The 24,140-nt window shown below is 53.3% G+C and carries 19 protein-coding genes; 9 read left to right on the forward strand and 10 right to left on the reverse strand.

Annotation, left to right across the window (positions count from 1 at the left end; genetic code table 11):
• Positions 1-215: 215 nt before the first annotated feature.
• The gene (ppk1, locus tag ACMHXE_RS02300) at positions 216-2,351 is read left to right on the forward strand and encodes a polyphosphate kinase 1 (protein ID WP_373296840.1); all 2,136 of its coding nucleotides are present in this window, start codon (positions 216-218) and stop codon (positions 2,349-2,351) included.
• Between the two features lie 16 nt (positions 2,352-2,367).
• A complete protein-coding gene (gene ppx, locus ACMHXE_RS02305) occupies positions 2,368-3,858 on the forward strand; it encodes an exopolyphosphatase (protein ID WP_413731256.1) in 1,491 nt (496 codons plus the stop codon).
• Between the two features lie 44 nt (positions 3,859-3,902).
• Here ppx and ACMHXE_RS02310 read toward each other — a convergent pair whose 3' ends face one another.
• The 4 genes from ACMHXE_RS02310 to ACMHXE_RS02325 all read right to left on the reverse strand — a co-directional run bounded on the left by ACMHXE_RS02310 (position 3,903) and on the right by ACMHXE_RS02325 (position 9,459).
• A complete protein-coding gene (locus tag ACMHXE_RS02310; protein WP_208191726.1) occupies positions 3,903-4,784 on the reverse strand; it encodes a hypothetical protein in 882 nt (293 codons plus the stop codon).
• A gap of 240 nt (positions 4,785-5,024) precedes the next feature.
• Positions 5,025-6,662 carry an alkaline phosphatase gene (locus tag ACMHXE_RS02315; protein ID WP_413731258.1) on the reverse strand — a complete coding sequence of 546 codons (1,638 nt, stop codon included), beginning with the start codon at positions 6,660-6,662 and terminating at the stop codon, positions 5,025-5,027.
• 14 nt (positions 6,663-6,676) lie between these two features.
• A complete protein-coding gene (locus ACMHXE_RS02320; protein ID WP_146508158.1) occupies positions 6,677-8,179 on the reverse strand; it encodes an alkaline phosphatase in 1,503 nt (500 codons plus the stop codon).
• A gap of 299 nt (positions 8,180-8,478) precedes the next feature.
• A complete protein-coding gene (locus ACMHXE_RS02325) occupies positions 8,479-9,459 on the reverse strand; it encodes a rhodanese-related sulfurtransferase (RefSeq protein WP_045283770.1) in 981 nt (326 codons plus the stop codon).
• A gap of 306 nt (positions 9,460-9,765) precedes the next feature.
• Here ACMHXE_RS02325 and ACMHXE_RS02330 point away from each other — a divergent pair, with 306 nt between their 5' ends.
• The gene (locus ACMHXE_RS02330; RefSeq protein WP_335921236.1) at positions 9,766-10,410 is read left to right on the forward strand and encodes a glutathione S-transferase; all 645 of its coding nucleotides are present in this window, start codon (positions 9,766-9,768) and stop codon (positions 10,408-10,410) included.
• Positions 10,411-10,465: 55 nt separating this feature from the next.
• Here ACMHXE_RS02330 and ACMHXE_RS02335 read toward each other — a convergent pair whose 3' ends face one another.
• Positions 10,466-12,253 (reverse strand): SulP family inorganic anion transporter, encoded by a 1,788-nt coding sequence (locus ACMHXE_RS02335; RefSeq protein WP_107352205.1) that lies wholly within the window; start codon positions 12,251-12,253, stop codon positions 10,466-10,468.
• Between the two features lie 601 nt (positions 12,254-12,854).
• On the opposite strand from ACMHXE_RS02335, the gene ACMHXE_RS02340 reads away from it, so the two are divergent.
• From ACMHXE_RS02340 to ilvN, 3 genes are all read left to right on the forward strand, one after another.
• A complete protein-coding gene (locus ACMHXE_RS02340) occupies positions 12,855-14,021 on the forward strand; it encodes a multidrug effflux MFS transporter (RefSeq protein ID WP_413731273.1) in 1,167 nt (388 codons plus the stop codon).
• A 485-nt stretch (positions 14,022-14,506) separates the two neighbouring features.
• A complete protein-coding gene (locus ACMHXE_RS02345; RefSeq protein WP_028779342.1) occupies positions 14,507-16,228 on the forward strand; it encodes an acetolactate synthase 3 large subunit in 1,722 nt (573 codons plus the stop codon).
• Entirely contained in the window at positions 16,228-16,725 is a 498-nt protein-coding gene (gene ilvN / locus ACMHXE_RS02350) for an acetolactate synthase small subunit (protein ID WP_039033365.1), read from the forward strand. The genes ACMHXE_RS02345 and ilvN overlap by 1 nt, the downstream gene beginning before the upstream one ends.
• Before the next feature lie 85 nt (positions 16,726-16,810).
• Here ilvN and ACMHXE_RS02355 read toward each other — a convergent pair whose 3' ends face one another.
• On the reverse strand, positions 16,811-18,382 hold the full coding sequence (locus ACMHXE_RS02355; protein ID WP_189577799.1) for a mechanosensitive ion channel family protein: 1,572 nt from the start codon (positions 18,380-18,382) through the stop codon (positions 16,811-16,813).
• A 513-nt stretch (positions 18,383-18,895) separates the two neighbouring features.
• Between ACMHXE_RS02355 and ACMHXE_RS02360 the strand changes: the two genes are divergently transcribed.
• Both ACMHXE_RS02360 and ACMHXE_RS02365 read left to right on the forward strand, forming a co-directional pair.
• Positions 18,896-19,069 (forward strand): hypothetical protein, encoded by a 174-nt coding sequence (locus tag ACMHXE_RS02360; protein WP_100145745.1) that lies wholly within the window; start codon positions 18,896-18,898, stop codon positions 19,067-19,069.
• Between the two features lie 315 nt (positions 19,070-19,384).
• On the forward strand, positions 19,385-19,621 hold the full coding sequence (locus ACMHXE_RS02365; RefSeq protein WP_101057036.1) for a hypothetical protein: 237 nt from the start codon (positions 19,385-19,387) through the stop codon (positions 19,619-19,621).
• A 1-nt stretch (position 19,622) separates the two neighbouring features.
• On the opposite strand, the gene ACMHXE_RS02370 is transcribed toward ACMHXE_RS02365, so the two are convergent.
• A complete protein-coding gene (locus tag ACMHXE_RS02370) occupies positions 19,623-20,561 on the reverse strand; it encodes a 1-aminocyclopropane-1-carboxylate deaminase/D-cysteine desulfhydrase (RefSeq protein WP_165564974.1) in 939 nt (312 codons plus the stop codon).
• Between the two features lie 348 nt (positions 20,562-20,909).
• Here ACMHXE_RS02370 and ACMHXE_RS02375 point away from each other — a divergent pair, with 348 nt between their 5' ends.
• Entirely contained in the window at positions 20,910-21,317 is a 408-nt protein-coding gene (locus tag ACMHXE_RS02375) for a YccF domain-containing protein (protein ID WP_101057038.1), read from the forward strand.
• A 65-nt stretch (positions 21,318-21,382) separates the two neighbouring features.
• Here ACMHXE_RS02375 and ACMHXE_RS02380 read toward each other — a convergent pair whose 3' ends face one another.
• Genes ACMHXE_RS02380 through ACMHXE_RS02390 form a run of 3 tightly spaced genes read right to left on the reverse strand, consistent with a single transcriptional unit; the run spans position 21,383 to position 24,000 of the window.
• On the reverse strand, positions 21,383-22,159 hold the full coding sequence (locus tag ACMHXE_RS02380; protein ID WP_413731261.1) for an alpha/beta fold hydrolase: 777 nt from the start codon (positions 22,157-22,159) through the stop codon (positions 21,383-21,385).
• Positions 22,152-23,180, reverse strand: coding sequence for a M14 family zinc carboxypeptidase (locus ACMHXE_RS02385; protein ID WP_413731263.1), 1,029 nt, complete (start codon positions 23,178-23,180; stop codon positions 22,152-22,154). The genes ACMHXE_RS02380 and ACMHXE_RS02385 overlap by 8 nt, the downstream gene beginning before the upstream one ends.
• Positions 23,181-23,232: 52 nt before the next feature.
• Entirely contained in the window at positions 23,233-24,000 is a 768-nt protein-coding gene (locus tag ACMHXE_RS02390; protein WP_101057044.1) for a substrate-binding periplasmic protein, read from the reverse strand.
• Positions 24,001-24,140: the final 140 nt, after the last annotated feature.

Consider the following 24,140-nt stretch of genomic DNA (forward strand, 5'->3'; position numbering starts at 1 on the left):
AAACCATTTGCTGGAACCACGCCTTGCATCCAGGTCTGTAAGCCGACGCGGAGCACACATGGGAATTGTTCGCACCTTCCTTAGCGCCGGCGCAACCCCGAATTCAAACCTGGGCCGGGCCCCAAAAGCGTAAAACCAAGAAACTGCGCCCCGCCTTTATTCTCTGATTACAAGCGGATATCAGAGTGTTATTGTATATTTGCCGGGCTTTCTCTATGCCCGGCGTCTGCTCACGAGGAGTCTTTACCGTGTCACCGTCCGTCGAAAAATTTTCTCTGGATAAGGAGCTTTCCTGGTTGTCTTTCAATGAAAGAGTCTTGCAGGAAGCGGCCGATCCTCTGGTTCCTCTGGTGGAACGGGTTCGCTTTCTGGGCATATTTTCCAACAACATGGATGAGTTCTTCCGGGTCAGGGTTGCTGCGGTGCGCCGCTCGATTCTGTTATCCAGCCTGCAGGAAGGTCGCAACTCCAGTCGCCATTTGATGGCCAAGATCCAGACCAAGGTCCTGATACTGCAAGAGCGTTTCGACGCCATTTACGGCGAGTTAATGCGGGAACTGGCAAGACACAGCATCTTTCTCATCAATGAGAAACAACTGAGCGATTTTCACAGCCAATGGTTGAAAAAGCACTTCAAGGATCAGCTCAAGCGCCACATCACTCCGCTTATCCTCAGCAACCGCTCCGAGCTGTTCAAACAACTCAACGATGACACCACCTATCTGGCGGTGTGCCTCTACAGCCGGGAAAAGCGTCAGTACGCCCTGGTGGAAGTGCCCACCAAAAATGTGCCGCGTTTCATCCAACTGCCGGCTGAAACCTCAAAGCGCCGCAAACACTTAATTTTGCTAGACAACATCATAAGGCACTGTGTCGATGAGCTATTCTCCCCTTTCTTCGAATATGAAGAGATTGAAGTCTTCTCCATGAAGCTGACCCGCGACGCCGACTTCGATCTCACCGATGAGCTGGAACAGAGCCAGTTGGAAAAGCTCACCAAGGGCCTGAAAAAGCGCCTCACCGCCGAGCCGGTACGTCTGGTGTATGACAAAGAGATGCCGGAGCATATGCTGAGCATGCTTACGGCGCAGCTGAATATCTCCAATACCGAGTGCCTGATCCCCGGCGGCCGTTACCACAGCTTCAAGGACTTTATCGGCTTTCCCAATCCAGGGCGCAAATACCTGGAAAACGACAAGCTTCCGGCACTGGACTCGGCCGGATTCAGTGTCTGTGCCAACAAGTTTGACGCCATTCGCCGCGGCGACATCATGCTTTATTACCCCTATCACAAGTTTTCCCACTTTACCGAGCTGGTGCGCCAGGCGGCCTATGATCCTGCCGTCAAGTTCATCAAAATCAGCCTCTATCGGGTGGCGAGAAAGTCCCATATCATCCAGTCGCTGATAGATGCGGTGAAAAACGGCAAACAGGTCACCACTGTGATTGAACTCAGGGCCCGTTTCGATGAGCAGGCCAATATCGAGTGGAGCCGGGTGCTGGCCGAGGCTGGCGTCAAGGTGCACCATGGGATCCCAAGCTTGAAGGTCCATGCCAAAATGTGCCTTATCGGCCGTGAGGAAGGCGGCGCAATGCGCCTCTATGGCCACATTGGCTCGGGCAACTTCAACGAGGGTACGGCCAGGGTGTATACCGACCTTTCGCTGTTTACCGCCAATCAGGAAATTGCCGCCGAGATAGAACAGGTATTTGAGTTGATTGAGCACCCTTACAGACGAGATAATTTCCAGCACCTGATAGTTTCACCCTATGATGCGCGCCAGAAGCTGACCGGCCTTATCGAGCAGGAGATCATCAATGCCCAGAGCGGCATCAAGGCCGCCATCACCCTCAAGCTCAACAATCTGGTGGATGAGGCGATGATCCAAAAGCTATATGAAGCGTCCAGCGCCGGCGTCAAAATCCGTCTGCTTATTCGCGGTATGTGCGCGCTTATTCCCAATATTCCCGGGATCAGCAACAATATTGAGGTCGTCAGCATAGTGGACCGATTCCTCGAGCACTCGCGGGTGATGCTGTTCCACTCAGGCGGCGAAAACAAACTCTTTCTCTGCTCTGCCGACTGGATGGGGCGTAATATCGATAACCGTATTGAAGTCAGCACCCCGGTATATGATCCCGGTTTGAAGCAGATGATCCTCGATACCCTGGCGCTGCAATTTGCCGACAACATCAAGGCGCGGGTGATCAACAAAGATCAATCCAACCCCTACCGTAAGCGGGGCAACAAGCGTAAGGTAAGATCCCAGATAGCCATACATCAATATCTGGGCAACTACGAAAAACAGCGGCAACTGGATCTGGCCAAGCCCCAGGAACCGACACAATAGCAAAATGAGGACCACCTTGACTGCAACACCCAAGCATTTTGTCGCTGTGGATATGGGCTCCAACAGCTTTCATCTGGTGATAGCCCGCGAGCAGGATGGCAGCATTCAGATCCTGCATAAAGAGAAACGTCTGGTACAGTTGGCCGAAGGGCTGGATCAGGACAACAGGCTGGATAATGACGCTATAGCGCGCGGTCTCGCCTGCCTCAAGGATTTCAACCTCAGGTTTTCCACTCTGGATCAGGCCAGAGTCAGACTGGTGGCCACCCACACTCTGAGAGTCGCCCGTAACCGTGAGGCCTTTATCGAGGCTGCCAGGGCCATTATGCCCTACCCGGTCGAAGTGGTATCCGGCCATGAAGAGGCGCGCCTTATCTACAAGGGCATAGCCCACAGCCAGGAGTTGGCAGAGCGCAACCTCATCATAGATATCGGCGGAGGCTCCACCGAAGTGGTGCTTGGCCACAAGACTCAGGCGCAGATACTCTCCAGCCTGCGCTGTGGCTGCGTCAGTTACAACCAGAAATACTTTGTCGACGGCAAGCTAACACTGGAGACCTTTCGCGCCGCCCAAGCAGCGGCCGATAAACAGTTTGCCTCACTGGCCAAGGAATATTTCAGTGGCCAGTGGGATCTCACTCTTGGCAGCTCAGGCAGTGTCAAGGCCATCTGCGAGGCGATGCAGCACTTCTTCAACGATGAAACCATCACTCTGCCCAGGCTCAAGCAGTTGAAGCAGCAGTTGCTCGACTGGGGGCATGTGGATCAGATTGAACTGCCGCAGGTGGACAGCAAACGTGCGCCTTTGCTACCGGCGGGGCTGGCTATCCTGATCAGCTTCTTCAAGAGGCTGCCGGTCACCGAGTTGCAGTTTGCGCAAGGGGCACTGCGCGAAGGCGTACTTTACGAACTTGCCGGGATCAGCCAATTCGGTGATGTCAGCGGTCGCACTGTCGAGAGCATGGCCAAACTCTATCATGTGGACTTGAACCATGCCGCCAAGGTGGCCACTTCCGCCAAACAGCTGTTTGATGCCGTGGCCGACTGTTGGCAACTCGAGCCCTGGCGCTCCCTGCTGGAACATGCGGTGAAACTGCATGAGATAGGGATCCATATCAACTCCCGCGCTCACCACAAACACGGTGCCTACATTATAGCCAATAGCGATCTGCCCGGTTTCAGCCAAGAGCAGCAACAGCTGCTGGCACTGCTGATTGGCAACCAGCGCAAAAAACCCAACCTGGAGGCGCTGGCACAACTGGAGCCCGCTCAGAAATTACGCCTAATCCGTTTAATGACGCTGCTGCGCCTCGCCGTGTTGCTGAATCTCGGCCGTATCGCCCGCAGCTTGAAAATCACCCGGGTAAAACCCACGGCAACAGGGATGCAGATAAGCCTGCCCGAGCCGCGTCAACGCATCAGCCTGTTTGCCAAAGACCTGCAGCGGGAGCAAAAGCAGCTCGCCCCGTTGGGTTTTGAGCTGCAGATAAGTTATGCCGATAACTGACGTCCTGTGACTAGGCCCTTGTTATATCGGTAACTGGGGGTTAATCAGTGGCTGTGATGCCCGCCTTCAAGCTGCTGCCCATCTGCCGAGTAGAAGCCTGAGCTGCCATGTTGAATAAAGCCCTGGGTGATCATCTTGGCAATAAAAGGGTCAGACTCACTGTCGCCCACATCGGCAAAGTCGAGGTCCTGGAAACCTGAGGTAAGCCGCTTGAAACTCTCCTGGCTCACAGGCGTCAGCTTGCTGAGCCGATAAACAATACGCTGCTCACCTTGAGTGATAGTCATCTCGGCCGGCAGCTCCAGCTCGCTTATCCAGCTCAATTGCAAAGACTGCGGCTCGGAGGCGCTTTTGTTCGCGTGACTATGGTTTTCTTCATGACCTGCGTCATGACTATGGCTTTGTTCATGACTCTTGCTCTTAAGGGAATAGCTCTGACGGGTGAAGCAGCTATCCTGCAGGCTTTGGCCCTTTTCAAATTGACTCAAGGCTGCAGGCGATATCAGATGAAACTGCCTATCGAGATCGGTGTGAATATTCAGCGCCAAGAGGTCACCACGGCGATAGCTGATAGAGCGTTTCTCCTGGGGGAAATAACGCACATACTCACCATTTTTATGCCAAGCCTCGTAGCTGACAGGGCTGCGTTGATAGATGATGGTATCGTCAAAGCGCGTCAGGGTCAGTTGCTGCTGCCTGGCCTGATCACCGCTGCCAACAGTGATCTGATAGCTGGCTTGAAAACGACCGGGGTTGGCGGCACAAACATTAGCATCATCGCCAATTGAGCCGCCCGCTTTGACATGGGCGTGCTCCTGGCTGCCAGGCTGGTTGCTGACAGACTGAGTATTGGCCATGGCAAACTGCCCCAGAGAAGTTGTGATCCCCAAAGTGAGTGACAGCGTGAGTGACAATGTGATTGACAATGTGAGTGGGCGACCAAGAACGCGAGGGGCTGTGCAATGAGCGGTGCGAGGAGCGATATGAAGCGCTACGCGGGGAAAAAAGGGAAACGCTGGCTTGAATGTTACACGGGACATAATAAACCTACTGATATGACTCTAAAACAAAAGACTAAAACCAAAGACCAAAACCAAAGAAGTAGCCTGATGCCCCTGCTTGAACCTAGGGATAAGCAGGGGCATCAGGCTGCGAAACGCTAAACTTTATTGCGCCGCGGCGGCCTCGGCCTTATTGACCAGGTCACCGGCAAAGTTCATCACATGGAAGATGTGGTTCTGCTCAACCGTACCCTGAACCAGGCTGGCACCCGGGCCGCGAGCGAAGATGGCCACATCTTCACCCGCATGGGTTTCACTTTCCAGCGGCACCAATGCCTCCTGATGGAACCCCACACTCTGGGTGTCTATGTAATTCAAATCCACCCGACCAGGCTCGGCGGCATAGTTGTAACGCTCATCGCCACCGGTCGCCAGCGAGCCAAAGCCCAGACCATTGGCATAACCAACCGTGGTATAAGGCATGCCGTTGGCATCGGTAGAGTTGGTGACCGACGGCTGACCGTTGGCATCGTTACTCTTCACCAGGCCCAGGATAGGATTACCTCGGGTCGGATAGCCGGCGATGGTGAACACATGGCTGTGGTCGGCGGTAACCATCAGCAAGGTGTCATTGGCCGAAGTCTTCTCCATGGCGACACGTACCGCCTCAGACAAGGCTATGGTGTCGTGCAGGGCGCGGGCCGCATTACCGGCATGGTGAGCATGGTCGATACGACCGGCTTCAACTATCAGGACAAAGCCTTTGTCGTTCTTTTTCAGAATATCGATACTCTTGGCCGTCATCTCTGCCAGAGAAGGCTCTCCGGTAACACCGGTCTCGACTCTGTCGTAGTCATATTCCATATGAGAGGAGTTAAACAGCCCCAGCGCATGCTCTGTGCTGCCGGTATCCATCGCCAGGAAGCTGTCACGGTCGGTAACGTAACTGGCGTTGGGGTACTGGGACAGCCACTCGGCGGTCAGATCGCGACCATCGTTACGCTTACCTGCTTTGCCTTCAGGATCGATAGTAGTGTTGGGAATAAACGCGCGGCGACCACCGCCCATAACCACATTGATCCCTTTGCCGTTATTGAAGTCCAGCATCTGGGCGGCAATATCTTTACAGCCGTTGGTGACGGCTTCGGCTGGCAAGTTGCTGTCCGTTTCCCAGTCGCGATCCGGCACATGGGCATAAGTGGCCGCCGGGGTCGCGTGAGTGATACGTGCCGTTGAAACCACACCGGTAGCCATACCGGCCATGGCGGCCAGCTCCAGCGAAGTCACCAGGTTTTGACCGCTAGCGGAGGAACAAACACCGCGCTCAACACCTTCAGCCTGTGAGATCACGCCAACGTCCGTCTTTACCCCGGTGACCATGGCCGTCATGGTGCCGGCCGAATCCGGGGTTTGACCATCGACATTATATGTCTTGGCCAGGCCAAGATAAGGCAGAGTCTCAAAGGAGAGTGAGTTTTCCTCTCCGGTCTGCCCCTTAAGCTGACCATCGAGGATCCGCGCCGCCGTCACAGTTGAAACGCCCATGCCATCGCCGACAAACAAGATGATGTTTTTCGCCGCACCCGCCTGGGTGTTATTGCTCATATTGGACGCCTTGGTGACGCGGTTTTGACCATCGACATACCATTGATTAACGGCGGTCCAGTCTTTTCCGTCACTGCCGTTGCTTCCATCCGTGCCCGGAGTGCCTGCGTTGCCGTCCTTGCCGTTGTCACCGTCACTTCCACAGGCCGCCAAGCCGAGAATCGCGGCCAAAGACAGTACCAGTAATTTCTTATTCATTTCCTTGCTCCCAATTAATACTTAGTACCGCCAAGCTCTTGGGCTTGATTGATAATGTGGAAAATCACGTTCTGCTCCATCACACCCTGCACCAGGTTGGCGCCGGGGCCTGTGGCATGCAGACTGATGTCTTCACCAGCGTGGGTTTCACTTCCCATAGGAATAAGAGCTTGTTGCATAAAGTCTTTGTCTTGAGTGTCCACTGAGGTTAGGTCGTCACGGTTCCCCACAACGGCGCCCGGGCCATTGGTGTAACCCAAGGTAGTGTATGGCTTACCATCGAGGGCAGTAGAAAGGTTTCCATCCACGCCGTGCACCAGACCCAGAATAGGGTTACCCCGCTTCGGATAACCTGCGATGGTGAACACGTGGCTGTGGTCGGCGGTGACCAGAATGAGCGTCTCTTCCGGGTTGGTGTTTTCGACCGCCGCCTTAACGGCGTTGGAGAGTTCCACCGCATCGGCCAGGGCGCGCTTGGCGTTACCGGCGTGGTGACCATGGTCGATACGACCCGACTCGACGATCAGCAGATAGCCCTTGTCATTCTTCTGCAAAATCTCGAGAGATTTCGCTGTCATCTCGGTCAATGAAGGTTCGCCGCCCACATCATCGGCGCGGTCCGCTTCATATTCCATGTGGGAGGAGTTGAACAAGCCCAGCAGGTGATCTGTAGTGCCGGCATCTATGGCGTCAAACTCTGTGCTGTTCCACACATAGGCGGCGTTGTCCAGGTTGTCGACCCAAGCCTTGGTCAAGTCCAGGCCATCCTTACGTTGCCCTTTCTTGTTCTCGCCATCTGTCACGGTTTCAGGGATAAAGGCGCGGCGACCGCCGCCCAGGGCAACTGACAGGGCATTGTCTTTATCGCGCATCACCATCTGGTAGGCGATATCTTTACACTCGTTGGCTACCGCCTCGGCAGGCAAGTTGGCGTCAGATTCCCAGTCACGCTCCGGGCTATGGGCATAGGTTGCTGCCGGAGTGGCGTGGGTGATACGTGCAGTACTCACCACACCGGTAGATAAGCCTTTGGCATTGGCCAGATCCACCAGAGTCACCAGCTCATTGCCTTTGGATGACAGGCAGTTGCCACGAAGGCTCTGTTCGGATACCGAAATCACCCCCGCTTTGGACTTTACCCCGGTTGCAATGGCCGTCATGGTGCCTGCACTGTCCGGTGTTTGCTGGTTGGTGTTATAGGTCTTGATCAATGCGGTATGGTCAAACTTCTCAAAACTCAGGAAATTCTCTTCACCACCCTGGTTACCGGCCAGCTGCTGCCCTTGGTAGATACGCGCAGCAGTCAAGGTGGAGATCCCCATACCGTCACCGACAAACAAAATGACGTTTTTGGCTTTTGCTTTTGATTCTAATCTAGCCTTGTCTGACACCCGCTGGGCGCTTTCCTTATACCAATGGCTGTCAGTTTGAACACTGGGCAACACGGCGCTGTTGGCCGCCATGGTTACCAGGCTGCAAGAGATCAACGCAGCTAATCTATTTTTCATCACTTTCATCATCCGTATTGGGTTGAAGTAAATTGGTCACAAGTAAAGGTAGTGCGGCCTGATTGTCGAAGATCCAGATGACAAATTTGGTTAATCAAGATTGCAGTTATGTGAAGGGCTTTGGCTGGGCAGCACAAATAAAAGGAAAAACCGGCTTGGGGCTCAAGACCCCTGAATGGGGATTGAGTGGGGGGAAGGCTGCTGTTTGTTCCGGCTCGAAAAACCATAGTGACTGGAGGAACCTAAATCATCTGCATATCAAAAAAGGAGCCAATGGGCTCCTTCGATGATTAGATTTCTTAGCGCTATCAGGACGTTTGCTTGGCCTGCTCTTTCTGACGCTGTTTCTGCTCACGGCGCTTATGGATCACTTCTTTGACATCGGCGCCTATGTGAGCCTCACCGCGGCGCTTGGCCAGTTGCATCTGCCGCTCACGCTCGATAAATCGCCGGCGCTGCTTTTCATCCAGCTTATCTATGCAATGGGGACAGCTGACACCCTGCTCATAGGCCGGGCTCTGCATATCGGCCTCGGTTATCGGCATCCGGCAGGCATTACACTGATCGTACTGACCTTTTTGCAACTGATGATCCACTGAAACCCGGTTGTCGAAGACAAAGCATTCTCCCTGCCACAGACTCTGCTCTTCGGGCACTTCTTCCAGATATTTGAGGATCCCACCTTCAAGGTGATACACCTCATCAAAGCCTTGTTGCTTAAGGTAGGCGGTGGACTTTTCACAGCGGATCCCGCCGGTGCAAAACATGGCTACCTTCTTGTGCTTGGCCGGATCCAGCTGCTGCTTCACATATTCTGGGAACTCGCGGAAAGTCTCGGTCTCGGGATTGACGGCATTCTTGAAGGTACCAATTTGCACTTCATAGTCGTTGCGGGTATCAACCAGCAGCACATCGGGATCGGAGATCAGCGCATTCCAGTCTTTGGGTTTGACATAGGTGCCGACCACTTCTCTGGGATCTATGCCTTCCACCCCCATGGTGACTATCTCTTTCTTGAGTTTGACCTTGGTGCGGTAAAACGGCATCTCATCATCAAATGAGCGCTTGGAGACGATATTATCCAGGCCATTCTGGGCATCCAACCAGGCCATCAGGGTATTGATGCCGCTTTCCGAGCCGGCCACTGTGCCATTAATGCCTTCGGCAGCCAGCAGCAAGGTGCCGCGAATGCCATTGTCTTCCATGGTCTCGAGCAACGGCTGACGCAAAGCCTCATAATCCGGCAGGGAAACAAACTTATATAAAGCGCATACAACTATTTTGGACATCATTACCTCAACTTCTGCTGGCTGGAACCTAATTTCCAGTGCATAACAGCCTCACCTTCTGGAACCTTCCTTAGGTGATCGGCCTCCCAAAATGGGGGCGCCATTCTATCCCAATCACAGTAGCGCAAATAGACAGCAAAAGTAGGGTTATTAGGCGATTTCTGAATCAAGTAGCCGTATCGTAACGACTTAATCCTCTATATGCCGTTATGGACAGCAACCTTGCCTGTCACCCGAGTCATTCCTACAATGGCTGTTTTATTGAAATGCCAAGGGACTCTTGTGACTCAAGTAAGCAGTCAAACTATGCTGTACAGCTTTCGCCGCTGCCCCTATGCCATGCGCGCCAGACTGGGCTTGATTGCCGCCGACCAGTCTGTTGTGGTGCGGGAAATTCTGCTGAAAAATAAGCCGCAGGAGATGCTGGCCCTATCGCCGAAGGGCACAGTGCCTGTGATGCAACTCGCCGGTGGAAGGGTGCTTGACGAGAGTCTGGATATCCTCTTCTGGGCATTGGCGCAAGCCGATCCCCACTCATTGCTGCCGCAAAATCCTGAGGAAGAAAACCTTATCTCAGCCCTGATTGCAACCAATGACAGGGCATTCAAGCCTTTGCTGGACAGATACAAATACTTTGACCGTTACCCTGAGTTCAGCCAGCAAAGCTATTTTGAACAAGCGCTCCTATACTTGCTGCCACTGGAGCAGAGACTGGCTGAGGCTCAAGGGCAGCAAGAGCAAGCCATGTTGCTCGGGCGTATGAGCGCGGCGGACCTCGCCATCTTCCCTTTTGTGCGCCAATTTGCCCATGTGGATAGAGCCAGGTTCAATGCAGCCCCCCTGCCCTGTCTTAATCAATGGCTGCAGGCCTGGCTCGAGCACCCCTGGTTTATCCGCGCCATGAAACCCAAGCCACTGTGGCTGGAAAGCGGCGAGCAACAGCCACTTTAGCGCCTGCCGAGCAATCTTGGCAGGCGTTTGCGTGCTATCGGGAGCCCGCCAGGTTTTACAGGTGTGACGGTCTGGGGGCGCTGGTATCATCGCCGGCCAAACGCCGCACTTCGGGGGCCTGGCCCTCAGCGACCGCTTGTTTGTAGTTTTGATGCATACGCACCGCCAAGGCTAAATCAGGCCTGATGATCAAACCATCCTCCGCCACATCTATACCGCTGGCTTCACACCAGCTGAGCAGTTGACGTTTACGGCCCGCCAGTACCAGGCTGACACCGCGGCGCTTCAACAGGTGCGCCAAATCGGCAATCATGGCCATCACACTGATATCCAGATGACTGAAACAGGCCACCGCATCGACTATCACGCAATCCACCGGCTCGGGCTGCTCTTTTAACCTGGCCAGCAACTGGCGTTTGAAATAACCTGCGTTGAAATAGGTCAAGGGTGAGTTGAAACGGTAGATCATGATCCCCGGGATCGCCGTAGCCTTGTCACTGCGGTCGATACTGCGCAGCACCCCTTTGCGATCGACACCGAGCAGCTGCTCCGAGGGTTTCATCACTACCCGGATAAATTGGAACAAGCCCAGCAGCACTGCCAGGGTGATCCCCGGGATCACCCCGATAAAGAGCACGGCCAACAGGGTGATCAACGCCAGGGTAAAGGCGCCGTTGTCACGCTTTCTCAGCTTCCAGATCCCCTTGATATCAATCAAAGAGAGCGATGCGATAACCAGCACCACCCCGAGCGCCGCCGAAGGGATATATTGCAGCGGCGCAGTCAGGAACAGGGCCACCAGGGCTATCAGCAGCGCCGCTATCACAGACACCAACTGCGACTTGCCGCCATTGGCATCATTAACCGCGGTGCGCGAATCGGCGCCGCTGATGGCAAACCCCTGAGACAGCGCCGAGGCGATATTGGCAAATCCAAGCGCGCGAAACTCCTTATCAGGATCTATATCGTAGCCGTTTTTGGCGGCAAAGCTGCGCGCCGTCAGCATCATGGAGACAAAGCTCACCATGGCAAGGTTAAGCGCCGGCATCACCAGTTCACGGCTGAGCCCCAAATCAAATACCGGTGCCTGAAACTCCGGCAGCCCCCCTTCAATAGTGCCGACCACCGCCAGTTGATACTGCTGCAAATCAAACAGCCATACCAATAATCCGGCCACCGCAATCGCTACCATGGAGGCAGGCAGTTGCGGCCGCAGACGCTTGACCAGCAGGAACACCAGCAAGGTGGCCAGACTCATGCCCAATGTTGGCCAGTGGGTGCGCGACAGATACTCGGCGCCGCCTGCCAGGCGCTCCAGCAAATAGCGGGAGTCGAAGCTAAAGCCAAAAATCTTCGAGAACTGGCCGACGATAATGGTTATCGCCACCCCGTTAAGCAGCCCCATCAAAATCGGCCGCGAGAGAAACTCGGCAAGCACCCCGAGCCGAAAGCGACTGGCCAGCAGGCACCAAATGCCCGTCATCAGGGTCATGGTCATCACCAACTGCCAGTGCACCTTGGCATCTCCGGCGGCCAGTGGCGTCACCACAGCAGCTATCACGGCGCAGGTCGCGGCATCCGGACCCACTATCAGTTGCCTCGATGTACCAAACAAGGCATAAATCAACATAGGTAAAATACAGGAGTATAGCCCGGCAACGGCGCTTACCCCGGTAAGCTGGGCATAAGCGATGGCCACAGGCAAGGCCACTGCGGTTACCGACAAGGCGGCACGCAGATCATCCCGCAACCATTCTTTTTGGTAATGCAGCAATCCTGCCAGCCCGGGAAGTGATTGAGTCAGCAACTCCCTAGTGTTCCATTGTGGAAAATTAACTCTCATATTCAGCACTCAACTCCATCAATTTAAGCGCATACTGTCCTGAGTGGATAATGTAGTGAGCTTATGCCAGGAAGTCATCCAGGGCGAAATAAAATATTCTCACTATTCACTTTTCCATCTTCCTTTGTCAGTAATGTAAAGAAACGACTCTGGGGGATTGGCTAAGGAAGGCGCAAACAAGTCCCATGTGTGCTCTGCGTCGGCTTACGGGCCTGGATGCAAGGCGTGGTTCGCAGCAAATGGCCTAGTCCTTTGCAAGAAGCACAACACAGCAGGCAGACCTGTAAGCCACGCCCTTCGGGGCTTTCACAGCAACCGGCTTTCTGCGTTATCCGACTTCGACAGGCCCCGGCATGCCTTCAGTCAGATGCCTTGAACGCCAATTGCTGTGCAAGCCAGAGTGCCACGAAGACTTATTTGCACCTTCCCTTATTGGCCGCCGCGACTTAACATAAACCCCAAGCCCCTTTTCGTGGCACGAATCACACTCCTGACCAAGCATCCAATGCTTTTTGGCCAATATAATGAGGTTAAATTGGATACCCAACCCCAGATAACCAGGCGCACGCCCCAAGGGCTGCATCTGGCCTTGCTTATTCCCATGCTGTCGGCCATCGTGGCGATAACGCCTTTGGCCATCGACATGTATCTGCCGGCCATGGCTACCATAGCCGAGAGTTTCCATTCCGATATCACGACAGTACAGCAGTCTCTGAGCCTGTATCTGGCCGGGTATTCTCTGGGTATGCTTACCTTTGGGCCTTTGGCCGATCGCTTCGGCCGTCGTCCTTTGGTGATCATTGGCCTATCGGGATTTATGTTGGTCAGCCTGGGATTGGCGCTGTCGCAAACGATAGAAATGTTTTTAAGCCTCAGATTTTTCCAGGCCTTTATCGGCGCCGCCGCTACCGTGGTAATCCCCGGCTATATCAAGGAGGTCTATGGTGACAATACGGCCAAGGGCATGTCCTATGTCAGCCTAATAATGATGTTGGCGCCGCTGCTGGCTCCATCCATAGGCAGCTTAATTTTGGAGCTGGGTGAATGGCATTTGATTTTCTTTATCCTAGCCTGCTATGCCCTGCTGCTGCTCATGCTGGTATTGCTGAAACTGCGTTTGCCATCGGATATGCAAGGCGCCGAGCGCAGCCGCAAGTCATTCTTTGGCGCCTATGCCACCGTCTTTACCCGGCCCGGGGTCAAGCTGCATATTGGCAGCGGCGTGCTGACTTCATTCGCCTTTTTCTGCTACCTGACAGCCTCGCCGTTTGTCTATATGTCGGTATTTAACTTGGATAAGTCTCTGTTTGCCATACTATTCAGTACCAACGTAGGCGCCTTGATGCTGGCCAATATTATCAACTCACGCATTGTTGGTCGCTATGGTTCAAGACGCATGCTGGTTGCCGCCACTATGCTCGGCAGTATTGCCGCTGCCGGGCTGTTACTGGTGAACCTGCTCGACTTGAGTTACCACTTTACCGTGACCATGCTGATCCCCCTGATGGGATGCCTGGGAGTAATGTCGGTTAACGCCGATGCCATAGTACTGATGAAGTTTCAGCAGGAAACCGGCACCGCCACCGCGGTTATCGGCACCCTGAGGTTTGGCTTTGGTGCTCTGGCAGGACCGCTGCTGGCGCTGTTTTACACAGGTACTGCCGTGCCCTTTGCCGCGCTGATGCTGGCCTCTGTGCTACTGGTGGGTCTGTGCCAGTTCGCTGTCAGTCGCCACCCAATGCCAGAATGCCGCAGTACCGGTTCCTAAAATAAAGCTGGCGATAAAGCATGCTCAAGCGTTTGAAACCGCTTGAGCGAAAAGCGCCGTTTGTAGACTTTCCGCAACCCAAAGAACCACAATTTTCAAAGACTGGGTTCATACACCAGGAATTAGCGGCGCTTTAGACCAAAGTCTAAAAAGATCCTTAATTTAGAATAAAACACAATAAATTCAATATTTAATCAATAACACGTTAGCAAAAACCTACCGCAATCAAGGCCGCTTTTCGGCGGCAAAAATGAAATTTATTCATGCTCATAAAAAAGCCGCTTCCAGGGGCTTGAAAACTTCTCTCTTTCCAATATGATGAAATTCTGTCCATTGGTGACAGAGACCCCTTCCCTACAGGGAAGTGAGCCCCCAGGGCCGGGTCGACAGCTGGCCGGAACTACCCTTCCGGCCCGAATTAGAGCGATAACCGTCGCTGTAAAAGTTACTGTTTACCGTAACGGTATCTTATCAAGGAGTACCAAATGGAGATGCTTTCAGGCGCCAGCATGATAGTGCGTTCGTTAATTGACGAAGGCGTAAAACATATATTCGGCTACCCGGGTGGCTCAGTTCTCGACATCTACGATGCCCTGCATCAAAAATCCGATATCGAACATATTCTTGTCCGTCATGAACAGGCGGCCGTGCACATGGCCGATGGTTACGCCAGAGCCACGGGCAAGGTCGGTGTGGTGTTGGTGACATCCGGCCCGGGAGCGACCAATGCCATTACCGGCATCGCCACCGCCTACATGGATTCAGTCCCTCTGGTGGTGCTTTCGGGCCAGGTGCCCAGTAACCTGATCGGCAATGATGCCTTTCAGGAATGCGATATGATAGGGATCTCCCGCCCTGTGGTGAAACACAGCTTTTTGGTGACAGATCCCACCGAAATTCCCACCATTATTAAGAAAGCCTTCTATATCGCGGCCAGCGGCCGCCCAGGCCCTGTGGTAGTGGATCTGCCCAAAGACAGCCTCAACCCGGCGATACTGCACGAATATCAATACCCGGAAGAGATTAAGATGCGCTCCTACAACCCGACGCTTTCGGGTCACAAGGGCCAGATCCGCAGGGGTTTACAGGCCTTGATGGCCGCCAAAAAACCTGTGCTGTATGTGGGTGGCGGCGCCATTATCTCCGGCTGCCACCAGCAGCTGTTGACACTGGCCGAACGACTGAAACTGCCTGTGGTCAATACGCTTATGGGGCTGGGCGCCTTTCCCGGCTCTCATCACAACAACCTGGGTATGCTGGGGATGCACGGTCTGTACGAAGCCAATATGGCCATGCACCATTCAGACTTAATCTTCGGCATTGGGGTGAGGTTCGATGACAGAACCACCAATAATGTCGCCAAATATTGCCCGGATGCCACCATACTGCACATAGATATCGACCCTTCATCCATCTCCAAGACCATCAAGGTGGATATTCCGATTGTGGGCTCGGCCGATAAGGTGCTGAACGAGATGCTGCAATTACTGGATGAAGACAAGGTAACGCCTCAGGATGACGAGGCGCTGCAACACTGGTGGCAGCAAATTGCCTCCTGGCGCAGCCGCAACTGCCTCGAGTATCAGCGCAATGCCGAACGGATCAAGCCCCAACAAGTGATAGAAACCCTCTATCGCCTGACAAACGGTGATGCCTATGTGGCCTCGGATGTTGGCCAGCACCAGATGTTTGCCGCCCTCTATTATCCTTTCGACAAACCGCGGCGCTGGATCAACTCAGGAGGCCTGGGCACCATGGGATTCGGCTTGCCGGCCGCCATGGGGGTCAAGATGGCGATGCCGGATGAAACCGTCGTGTGCGTCACCGGTGACGGCTCGATTCAGATGAATATTCAAGAGCTTTCCACCGCACTGCAATATGATGTGCCGGTGAAAATCATCAATCTCAACAACCGTTTCCTCGGGATGGTGAAACAGTGGCAGGACATGATCTACTCCGGCCGCCACTCCCACTCCTATATGGACTCAGTGCCTGATTTTGCCAAAATCGCCGAAGCCTACGGCCACGTTGGGATCAATATCGACCATGTGGATGAGCTGGAGAGCAAACTGGCACAAGCCCTGGCCATGAAAGACAGGCTGGTGTTTGTGGATATCAGTGTCGATGAAACCGAACACGTCTACCCGATGCAAATTCGTGGTGGCGCTATGAATGAAATGTGGCTGAGCAAGACGGAGAAAAGCTGATGAGACGTCGAATCATATCTGTATTGATGGAAAACCAGCCCGGCGCCCTGTCAAGAGTTGTCGGTCTCTTCTCCCAACGCGGCTACAACATTGAAACTCTTACGGTTGCGCCCACCGATGACCCTACCCTGTCCCGGCTGACAGTCGCAGTCGAGGCCGATGAAAGCATTCTGGAACAGATAGAGAAGCAACTGCACAAGCTTATCGATGTGCTCAAGGTGTCCAACATCACAGAGTCCACCCATGTGGAGCGGGAACTTGCCTTGGTTAAGGTCAAGGCCAGTGGCGCATTGCGGGCAGAGGTGAAACGCACCGCCGATATCTTCCGCGGCCAAATTGTCGATGTGACCGCCAATCTCTACACAGTACAGATGGCGGGAACCAGCGATAAACTGGACGCCTTTATTGCCGCGCTGACCGAGGTCACCAAGGTAGTAGAAGTGTCCCGCTCCGGCGTGGTAGGCCTTGCCAGGGGTGAAAAAGCGATGCGAGCTTGAATCCAGGACTGAAGACCCTGCTGATACCGTTCACTTTACCGTGAGCGGTATTTTCAAACCGAACCAATACGGAATCTGAGTAGCATTAAGGTGAAACCGGCCATACAGGTACCATCTTACTGCCGTGCTCGGCGACTATCGCCATGATCCCCAGCTGCAACTCCTCGGCGACTTCCTGATAAACCGGTAAACTGGTGGTGCCGACATAGGCCAGTACATTCAACTCGAGTCCGGCGTTGCCAAAACCCTTGAAGGTGACCCGCATCGGTGACTCATCCACCTTCTCATGCTGCTTTAGCAAGGCTTTGATATCATTGATTATCGCCTGCAACTGTTTGGCATCAGTGCTGTAATCGAGACGGATATCTGTCTTAAAACGGATTTTCTCCCGCTCTGAAATATTCTCTATCTCCATTTCGGCCAACTTGGCGTTGGGCATATGAATGACAGAACGATCCAGAGTTCTGATGCGGGTACAGCGTAGGCCTATCTCCTCCACTGTGCCGCGAACGCCGCCGAAATTGCCAATATTACCAACCTTGATAGGCGCCGCCGAATAGAGAGTGATGGTGCCAATCAGGTTTTCTATCGACTGTTTCGAGGCCAGGGCGATTGCCAGCCCGCCAATGCCCATCCCGGCCAGTATGGTACCGGCATTAAAACCCAGGTGCTCAAGCCATAATAAGGTCGCCAGGCTGAGCAGTGCCACCCGCAGAAAATTTCCAAGAGGTCGCAACAAGGAGGCAGCCTGTTTGTTGCCCTTGGCTATCCAGCGCTCCCTGAGGCTGCTCTGTGCCAGTCCCACCAGCGCCCATATCAACCAAACTGTGGCCAGAATAAAGAAAAACCCTGTGTTGACTATCTCCTGCATAGCACCACTCAAGGTACTGTTGGCAAGCATGGCCCTATCGAGTGCCACAGCGGCAAAGAACCTGAGTGGGCCACGAATAAAAGCGCCCAATTCGGCCTTGAGCGGGTGTGATGAACGTGAAAGCGGCCATTGCAACAACCAGGTCACAGGTACCACGAATAAGAACGCCAGCGCCAGATAGGCCAGCATCATGGCCCATTCCCACAAATTCAGGGTAAACAGGCGTCCTTCAGGAATGTGCTCGATAAACCACTCCACCACAGGGCCATAGCCCAGGGCCTGGTAAAGTTTTGGGAGCTTGGCAACCGTGGCATTGGAAACCTTCCACAGACTGCCATATTCAGAGCTAGGCACCCGCTGCAACAGGAGCTGATAGGCCTTTTTTTCGGCTTCCAAACGGGCAAACCCCTCCCGGTAAGCGGGCAGCTTGTCGTCAGTTTTGCCCTCGGGGGTATCATCCAGCTCTTGCGGGTTGAGCCAGAGATTACGCTCGATAATCGCCAGCAACTGCCTGGCATAGAGCGGCCCCTGCTCCACTGTCATACCGGCGGGAAGAAAGCGCAGATCCAGATACTCGGCCGCGGTTTGATAATCCCCTTCTCTGGCATACTGCATAAAGCCCTGCAAGGCACCTCTGGGGGTATCCCTGAGCAAGGGGTCACGGTACTCATAAGCCGCTGCAGCACTTTGCTCACTTGGCGTTTCCGGTGCAGGTTCGGCCGCCGGGCACAACCCTGGCCAGAGCAACAGAATAAATAACCCTATGCCAATCAACACTCTATTCATTAACGCGCTCCTTGCCACTATAAGATAAGGTACCAATCCATCCGCTGTAAGCACTTCAAGCTGTGTTCAAGCCAGAATGCGCCAGGGAGTTATTGGCACCTTCAACAAAAAAGACTAGCAGAAACATGTAGTTCCGGATATATCGGCTCAGTATTTATACTGCTTGACTTATAGCCAACTGTCGATATAATTGCCGGCGATATTAAGGTACCCTCAGCTCGCCCCATCTCGCTCCAGGCCGCTTAAGTAAATCCGTTCAGTTAACAATTCCTGAGTTTAATTGAAATGTCACACAGCTGTGGTGAACTCTGTGCTGCGGCGATGGTCTGATGTTCTACTGACACCCGGAGTGTCTTTTTGCACTTCAGTCTGTCGGGGGCTTGATAAAGGCTGACAAACTGGGTACATTCAATAGTCAACCAACGCATCTTTCGCAATAAATGCTAAGGATTTTCTATAGTTAAGATTGTATACGCCAATATCGGCGCTAACAGAAAATAAGGAGTGTGGCCTATGTCATACAAAGTAAACGGACATGAAATCGCAGTAAGTTTTCCTGTAGATTCAATTTCCATCAACAAAAACTCAATCGCCTTTACCGACAGCAAAGGCAAGAAGAAGCAAACCTTCTCAAAGCGTACAGAAACCCTCAAGTTTATGAAGTGGTTGCTGAGCGCCAATAAGTAAGACTGTCGAAATACCCACTCGATACCCCTATCCTCTCACTGTATCGAGCGCTCAGGCAGATTGGACTGTTATCCAGCAGCAATCGGGTAGAACATCACATTTGGTCAAGGCCTTTTCCCGTGATCCCGGGAAGCAGCCTGACCAAATGGCGATAAACAGGTAAATCAAGCGCCAGATCATTATCCAAGCCTTCCACTTGAATTAAGCTGATGCTTAACAAACTTATCTGTCGGTGTTGTCTTGAATCAATCCATCACAGCCACTAAAAGCAGAGCGACTAAACCCGGCTCCATTAAACCAAATACCACGGAAGCGATGCGCTCATTGCTGAACGAGATCCGGCGCTGTATTCCGCTAAATTTGCCGGAAGCCAGCCTATGCGGCGGGAAATGCCTGGGTTGCTCCAAGAAAATGCTGGAGATGTTGGACACCGAGGTATGCTTTTGGGAATCCCGTCTCGATGACGAGGTGCCTGGGCTTGCCGATCTCAAATCCTTGCAACGCTTGGCTGAGCGCACTCATAAGATCCTCAAGCGTAACCAGCTGGTCTGAATCAGCCGTATTTACGCCTGTATCTGGGAAGCATGGACTCATTGCCAAGGAGCCCCCCCTGATGCAGATACAATACCTGGCTGCGGCCCTCACGTCGCAAGAAGTCGAGCAACACTTGCCAGCCGAGCGGATCGTACAAAAGCTCAAAGCGGATACCGCTTTGCTCCAGCTCTTGCCAAAGTTGGTAAAACTCGGGGTAACACTTGCCAAAATGATACTTACGCTCGGGTGTAACAATAGTTGGATGCAATGCCTCATCGGGCGATAACTCAAGCAACTGGGTCTTGAGGTAACTGTCTCCGCCGACCACGGCGCAGGTCAGCACTTCAATATCAGCCTGTTGCTCACAAAAATACTTCTGTAGAAACAGTGCCGTTGTACCAGTCCCCGATGGCAGAAACAGTTTGAGATTAGCGATAGCCTGTTGCTGCTGCCACTGTAAAATCTCGGCGCCCAACTGAGCCACGCCGTATTCGGCATAACTACAGCGGCCCCCTTCGGGAACAAACAGGCTGTGCTCACACTCAGGCACAATATGCTGCCTGACAAAGTCCTCCAGGGTCATGCCGGTCATCAACTCGGCCTTGGGCGTATTCTTTACGGCAATCACCCGTGCGCCCAATTCCAACGCGGCGCGATAGTTACCCAGGGGTTGCTGCTGCAACCATTCCGGCAGGTGATCCACATAAAAGTCCAGCTGCCAACCTTTGAGTTCGGCAAGCGCCGCCATAGAGTAGAGTGAGTTGGCCTGGGCCGAGCCATAACCTATCAGGCGCTTGATACCGGGAAAGTCGTGGTCGAGGAAATAACGGAACTTGCGCGCCTTATTACCACTGAAACTGGGATGAAGCAGATCATCGCGCTTGATAAACAGCTGATGGCCTCGAAACTCAAAGGCTTGAACCGGGGTTTTATCCAGTTTGAAATCGGCTAAAGACATGGCAGTGGCGATATATTTCAAGGCTAAGGTGTGTAAAGGATGGCTATTGTATGTGTTTGCCGCCAAGGAGGACAGGATTCAGGCCACAAATCCTCACAGGCACCAGTTGGCTTTATGCCAACCAAGTGATGGCTTGGAGGCTAATCCATTGCGGCTCCCCTCCGTGATGATTATCGCTACTTATTGGTATAAATCACCAATCGCCGCCATCCGCCTAGGCTCATAAATAGCAATATCCAATATTATTCAACAGGTTATAATTATGGCACGCTTCTGGCTATTACTCGAAATATCCCCAAGCTTTACAGCAAAACTGTGCGGCTGATCCGCCATTTAAAGGAGCACTCAATGGCTATTTTGCGTCTTATTTTTAATATTGCCTGGTTTATTCTTGGCGGCTTTGTCATGGGACTAGCCTGGTGGTTTGTCGGCTTGCTCTGTTTTATCAGTATCATAGGTATCCCATTCGGCCGCGCCTGCTTTGTCATAGGTGAACTGGCATTCTGGCCCTTCGGTCAAGAACATATCAGCCGCGAAAGGCTCTCTGGCCGCGAAGACTTAGGCACCGGCGCCCTGGGTATGGTCGGCAACATCATCTGGTTCCTGCTGTTCGGAATTTGGCTGGCGATAGGCCATCTGACCCACGCCCTGGCCTGCTTTGTCACCATCATAGGCATACCTTTTGGCATTCAGCACCTGAAACTGGCCTTGCTCTCTTTAACGCCCATAGGCAAGACAGTGGTCGCCTCTCATTAATCACAAAGCCCAGGTCGGATATCTGCTTCGATTTCGACCTGGGCTCCGGCTTTACCCAAGCAAGTCTAAGACGTTTGTCGACTCAAGCGCTGCACCAACTCCAACAATAACTCAGGCCTATCCAGCGCCACATCATGGCCGCAGCGGCAAAAAGGAACCGGCTTTTGCCGATATTTACCTGCCAGGCGAACGCTGCACTTGGGCGAAACCAGGCGGTCATCACAGCCATAAACAATGGTCGCCGGCACCCACAGCTTAGCTGGAGAGCGAAAGCGGGCCGAGGCAACAATTTGTCGCAGGCCATTGGCGAGTGTGGTTTTGGCCTCAAGCGCCAGTTGGCTCCAGTGACGGCACAGAGGCTTGTCTTTGGCATGGGCAAGGCTGGTAAGCGCAAGAATCGTCGCCTCGCGCCATTGAATGCCCTCGCCTTTGACTCTGGAGCACAGGGCGTGTAGCAGGGCTTGCAGCCGAAATCTCTGATACCAAGGCGAAAGATCGGCGGCGCTGCTGTTGAGCAATAACAGCCCCTCAATCTGAAATTCCTTTTGGCAGCCGACTTCAGCGTCATTTTTCCCGGCAAGTGCCATGGCCACCATAGCGCCCATGGAGATAGCCAATATTCGGCATTTACCCACCTTGCGTCGCAGCAGTTCATCTGCAACAAAGTCGGCATAATCCTGAATAGCCCAGGGGCTGGTATCCGACACCCTATCGCCATTTCCAGGCAGATCGATGAGCTCCACCCTAAACCCCGCCGCCAGGAGATTATCGGCAAAGGCTTGCCAATGACGTTTATCCCGCATCAAGCCGCGGATCAACACCCAGGTTTGCTGCTCAGTCATGACTTGGTTTCTCCGCCGCTTGTGGATACCAAAAGTTTCGTGCCTGATAATCCAGGTGATGCCGATGAAGTTCAGGCAGTTGCTCCAGTACCTGAGCATACCCCACATCGAGCAAAAACTGCATCAGGGTAAAGTGGCGCCGTAAAATACGCTGCAGCCTGTGCTGCTTTTGAGGATTGAAATAACCGGAGAAACGCAGCAATTGTCTGGGGTTCTTTTTGACCCAGGCCCAGGAGCCCATTTCCAGCGTTAGGGGCAGGAAAGGCACTTTGGGGTTACTACTGACCAAATAATCCCAAATATCACCGTGGGTGCGATAGAAGCGGCTTTGGGGCGCAATATGATAGTGACAATGATGGGGGTAGCTCATTTCGAACAACTGCTTTAAATGATACACCTCCCCCAAGCGGGCAAAAAGCGTATCCTTACAGGCAAAGGGAAACCAGATATGGTCCACCAGGCCAAAACCTGAGTGGGCATCAAGCACAATCAAGCTGCTGCCGCGCGCCATAAGTTCATTACTGTAGTCAATTATCGCCCGGGTCTCGACTTCCAATTGATTGCTACGGCCCCGATACCAGGGAAGATGGCGGGAAAGCCGTTGACCGCCGACCATAAAAGTCACTGAGCCGCGGGCATCTATGGGAGCATTGCGCATCAAATCGACCCCATTGCCATTGGCGCGGGTTCCCCGGATAAGGCCGATGGGATTCAACACAGGTACAAACGCCAGCCGTATCTGGGTTAGCATCAGCTGCAGATGTTTATCCCAACTGCAGCGGGTCAACAGGCTGCCAAGAAGCGCCAATATCACCTGGCTGCCGATACGCTCTACCCCATGAACGCCGCCGACGAACAGCACAGTGGGCACCCTGGCGTTTGGGTTTCCCAGCTCCAGCGCCCGCACATCGTGCGTCTTATCGGCAAAGCCGACTTGGGCCAAAGACCGAGCATTCAAGTGTTGTTGGTATTTATGCTCCAGCTCGGCAAGCAGCTCAAGCTCATAGGCACTTTCTGTCACAGACCCGTCCATCTGGGGTAAAGTGCTCAATTTAACCGCTTTGGATGACAACTCAATGATACTTTAAGTGTTGCTCCAATATGCTCTTGGCATCAATTCGGGCCAATCCCTGGTCGAAAATATCCCGCCAACGTTGCCCCTCTTCGGAATTTCGAAAAGCCACCAGCAAGCCTTTGCTGGCCAGCAATTGCCGATTCAGTTTAAGCTTGCCCTCCAACTCTTCCATCCCCTGTTGCCGCAGCAGATAACGATAAACATTGGCATCGATCACCACGGCATCAATTCTGGCGGCCGCCAATTTGCGAAGGTTTTGTTCATCGGAATTGGCCAGCTCGAAGGGTTGCCGGCCTGAGTCCATGGCCCGATCCAGGCTCTCGGTATTAACATAATCCTTGACCACCCCGAGATTGTAACGCTGCAAATCCTGCAACTGTTGCCAGCTCACGGGCCGCTGGACTTGCTCCACCAAGGCCAATTGACTAAAGCCCAATGGCTTGGAAAAGATAAACTTATCGCTTTGGTGATAATACTCGGGAAAATAACCAAGATAGGGAGAGCCGGGCATGCCTGCCAACTTTATCGCCCGACTCCAGGGGTAGAAATTGACTTTAAGTTCATGGCCCATGGCGGCAAGCGCTGCCTTGACCACGGCAACACAGGCTCCCTGCTGTTGCAGCATTTGGCCACTGTAGGGAGGCCAATTAAGCGAGCTCAACTGCAGGGTATCAGCGCGAGCCACAGGGCTGCCACTATAAAGTAACAACAACAAGAGTATGAACAGCGCGGAACGGCCGAAAAAGGTGATAGCTGTTTTTGCCATAATGTCACTCCATTCTTGCCAAGGCCAACCCCATAAGCATTCCGGAAGTTAACAGAGTATAGCTTGTCGATGTCTGGCAGCGACCAGTCTCAATCAGCGCCGGACACACAAAAATACAGCTTACCGCACACTTTAAACCA

It is taken from the genome of Shewanella sp. BJSY2023SW007 (assembly GCF_047314525.1).
GTDB classification, from domain to species: Bacteria; Pseudomonadota; Gammaproteobacteria; order Enterobacterales; family Shewanellaceae; genus Shewanella; species Shewanella chilikensis.

Coding starts and splice junctions, on each gene's coding strand:
- ilvN (WP_039033365.1), top strand. CDS start 16,228: ATGAGACGTCGAATCATATCTGTATTGATGGAAAACCAGCCCGGCGCC.
- ACMHXE_RS02355 (WP_189577799.1), bottom strand. CDS start 18,382: ATGAATAGAGTGTTGATTGGCATAGGGTTATTTATTCTGTTGCTCTGG.
- ppk1 (WP_373296840.1), top strand. CDS start 216: ATGCCCGGCGTCTGCTCACGAGGAGTCTTTACCGTGTCACCGTCCGTC.
- ACMHXE_RS02375 (WP_101057038.1), top strand. CDS start 20,910: ATGGCTATTTTGCGTCTTATTTTTAATATTGCCTGGTTTATTCTTGGC.
- ACMHXE_RS02370 (WP_165564974.1), bottom strand. CDS start 20,561: ATGTCTTTAGCCGATTTCAAACTGGATAAAACCCCGGTTCAAGCCTTT.
- ACMHXE_RS02330 (WP_335921236.1), top strand. CDS start 9,766: ATGCTGTACAGCTTTCGCCGCTGCCCCTATGCCATGCGCGCCAGACTG.
- ACMHXE_RS02345 (WP_028779342.1), top strand. CDS start 14,507: ATGGAGATGCTTTCAGGCGCCAGCATGATAGTGCGTTCGTTAATTGAC.
- ACMHXE_RS02360 (WP_100145745.1), top strand. CDS start 18,896: ATGTCATACAAAGTAAACGGACATGAAATCGCAGTAAGTTTTCCTGTA.
- ACMHXE_RS02335 (WP_107352205.1), bottom strand. CDS start 12,253: ATGAGAGTTAATTTTCCACAATGGAACACTAGGGAGTTGCTGACTCAA.
- ACMHXE_RS02390 (WP_101057044.1), bottom strand. CDS start 24,000: ATGGCAAAAACAGCTATCACCTTTTTCGGCCGTTCCGCGCTGTTCATA.
- ACMHXE_RS02320 (WP_146508158.1), bottom strand. CDS start 8,179: ATGAAAGTGATGAAAAATAGATTAGCTGCGTTGATCTCTTGCAGCCTG.
- ACMHXE_RS02365 (WP_101057036.1), top strand. CDS start 19,385: ATGCGCTCATTGCTGAACGAGATCCGGCGCTGTATTCCGCTAAATTTG.
- ACMHXE_RS02340 (WP_413731273.1), top strand. CDS start 12,855: ATGCTGTCGGCCATCGTGGCGATAACGCCTTTGGCCATCGACATGTAT.
- ACMHXE_RS02325 (WP_045283770.1), bottom strand. CDS start 9,459: ATGTCCAAAATAGTTGTATGCGCTTTATATAAGTTTGTTTCCCTGCCG.
- ACMHXE_RS02315 (WP_413731258.1), bottom strand. CDS start 6,662: ATGAATAAGAAATTACTGGTACTGTCTTTGGCCGCGATTCTCGGCTTG.
- ACMHXE_RS02380 (WP_413731261.1), bottom strand. CDS start 22,159: ATGACTGAGCAGCAAACCTGGGTGTTGATCCGCGGCTTGATGCGGGAT.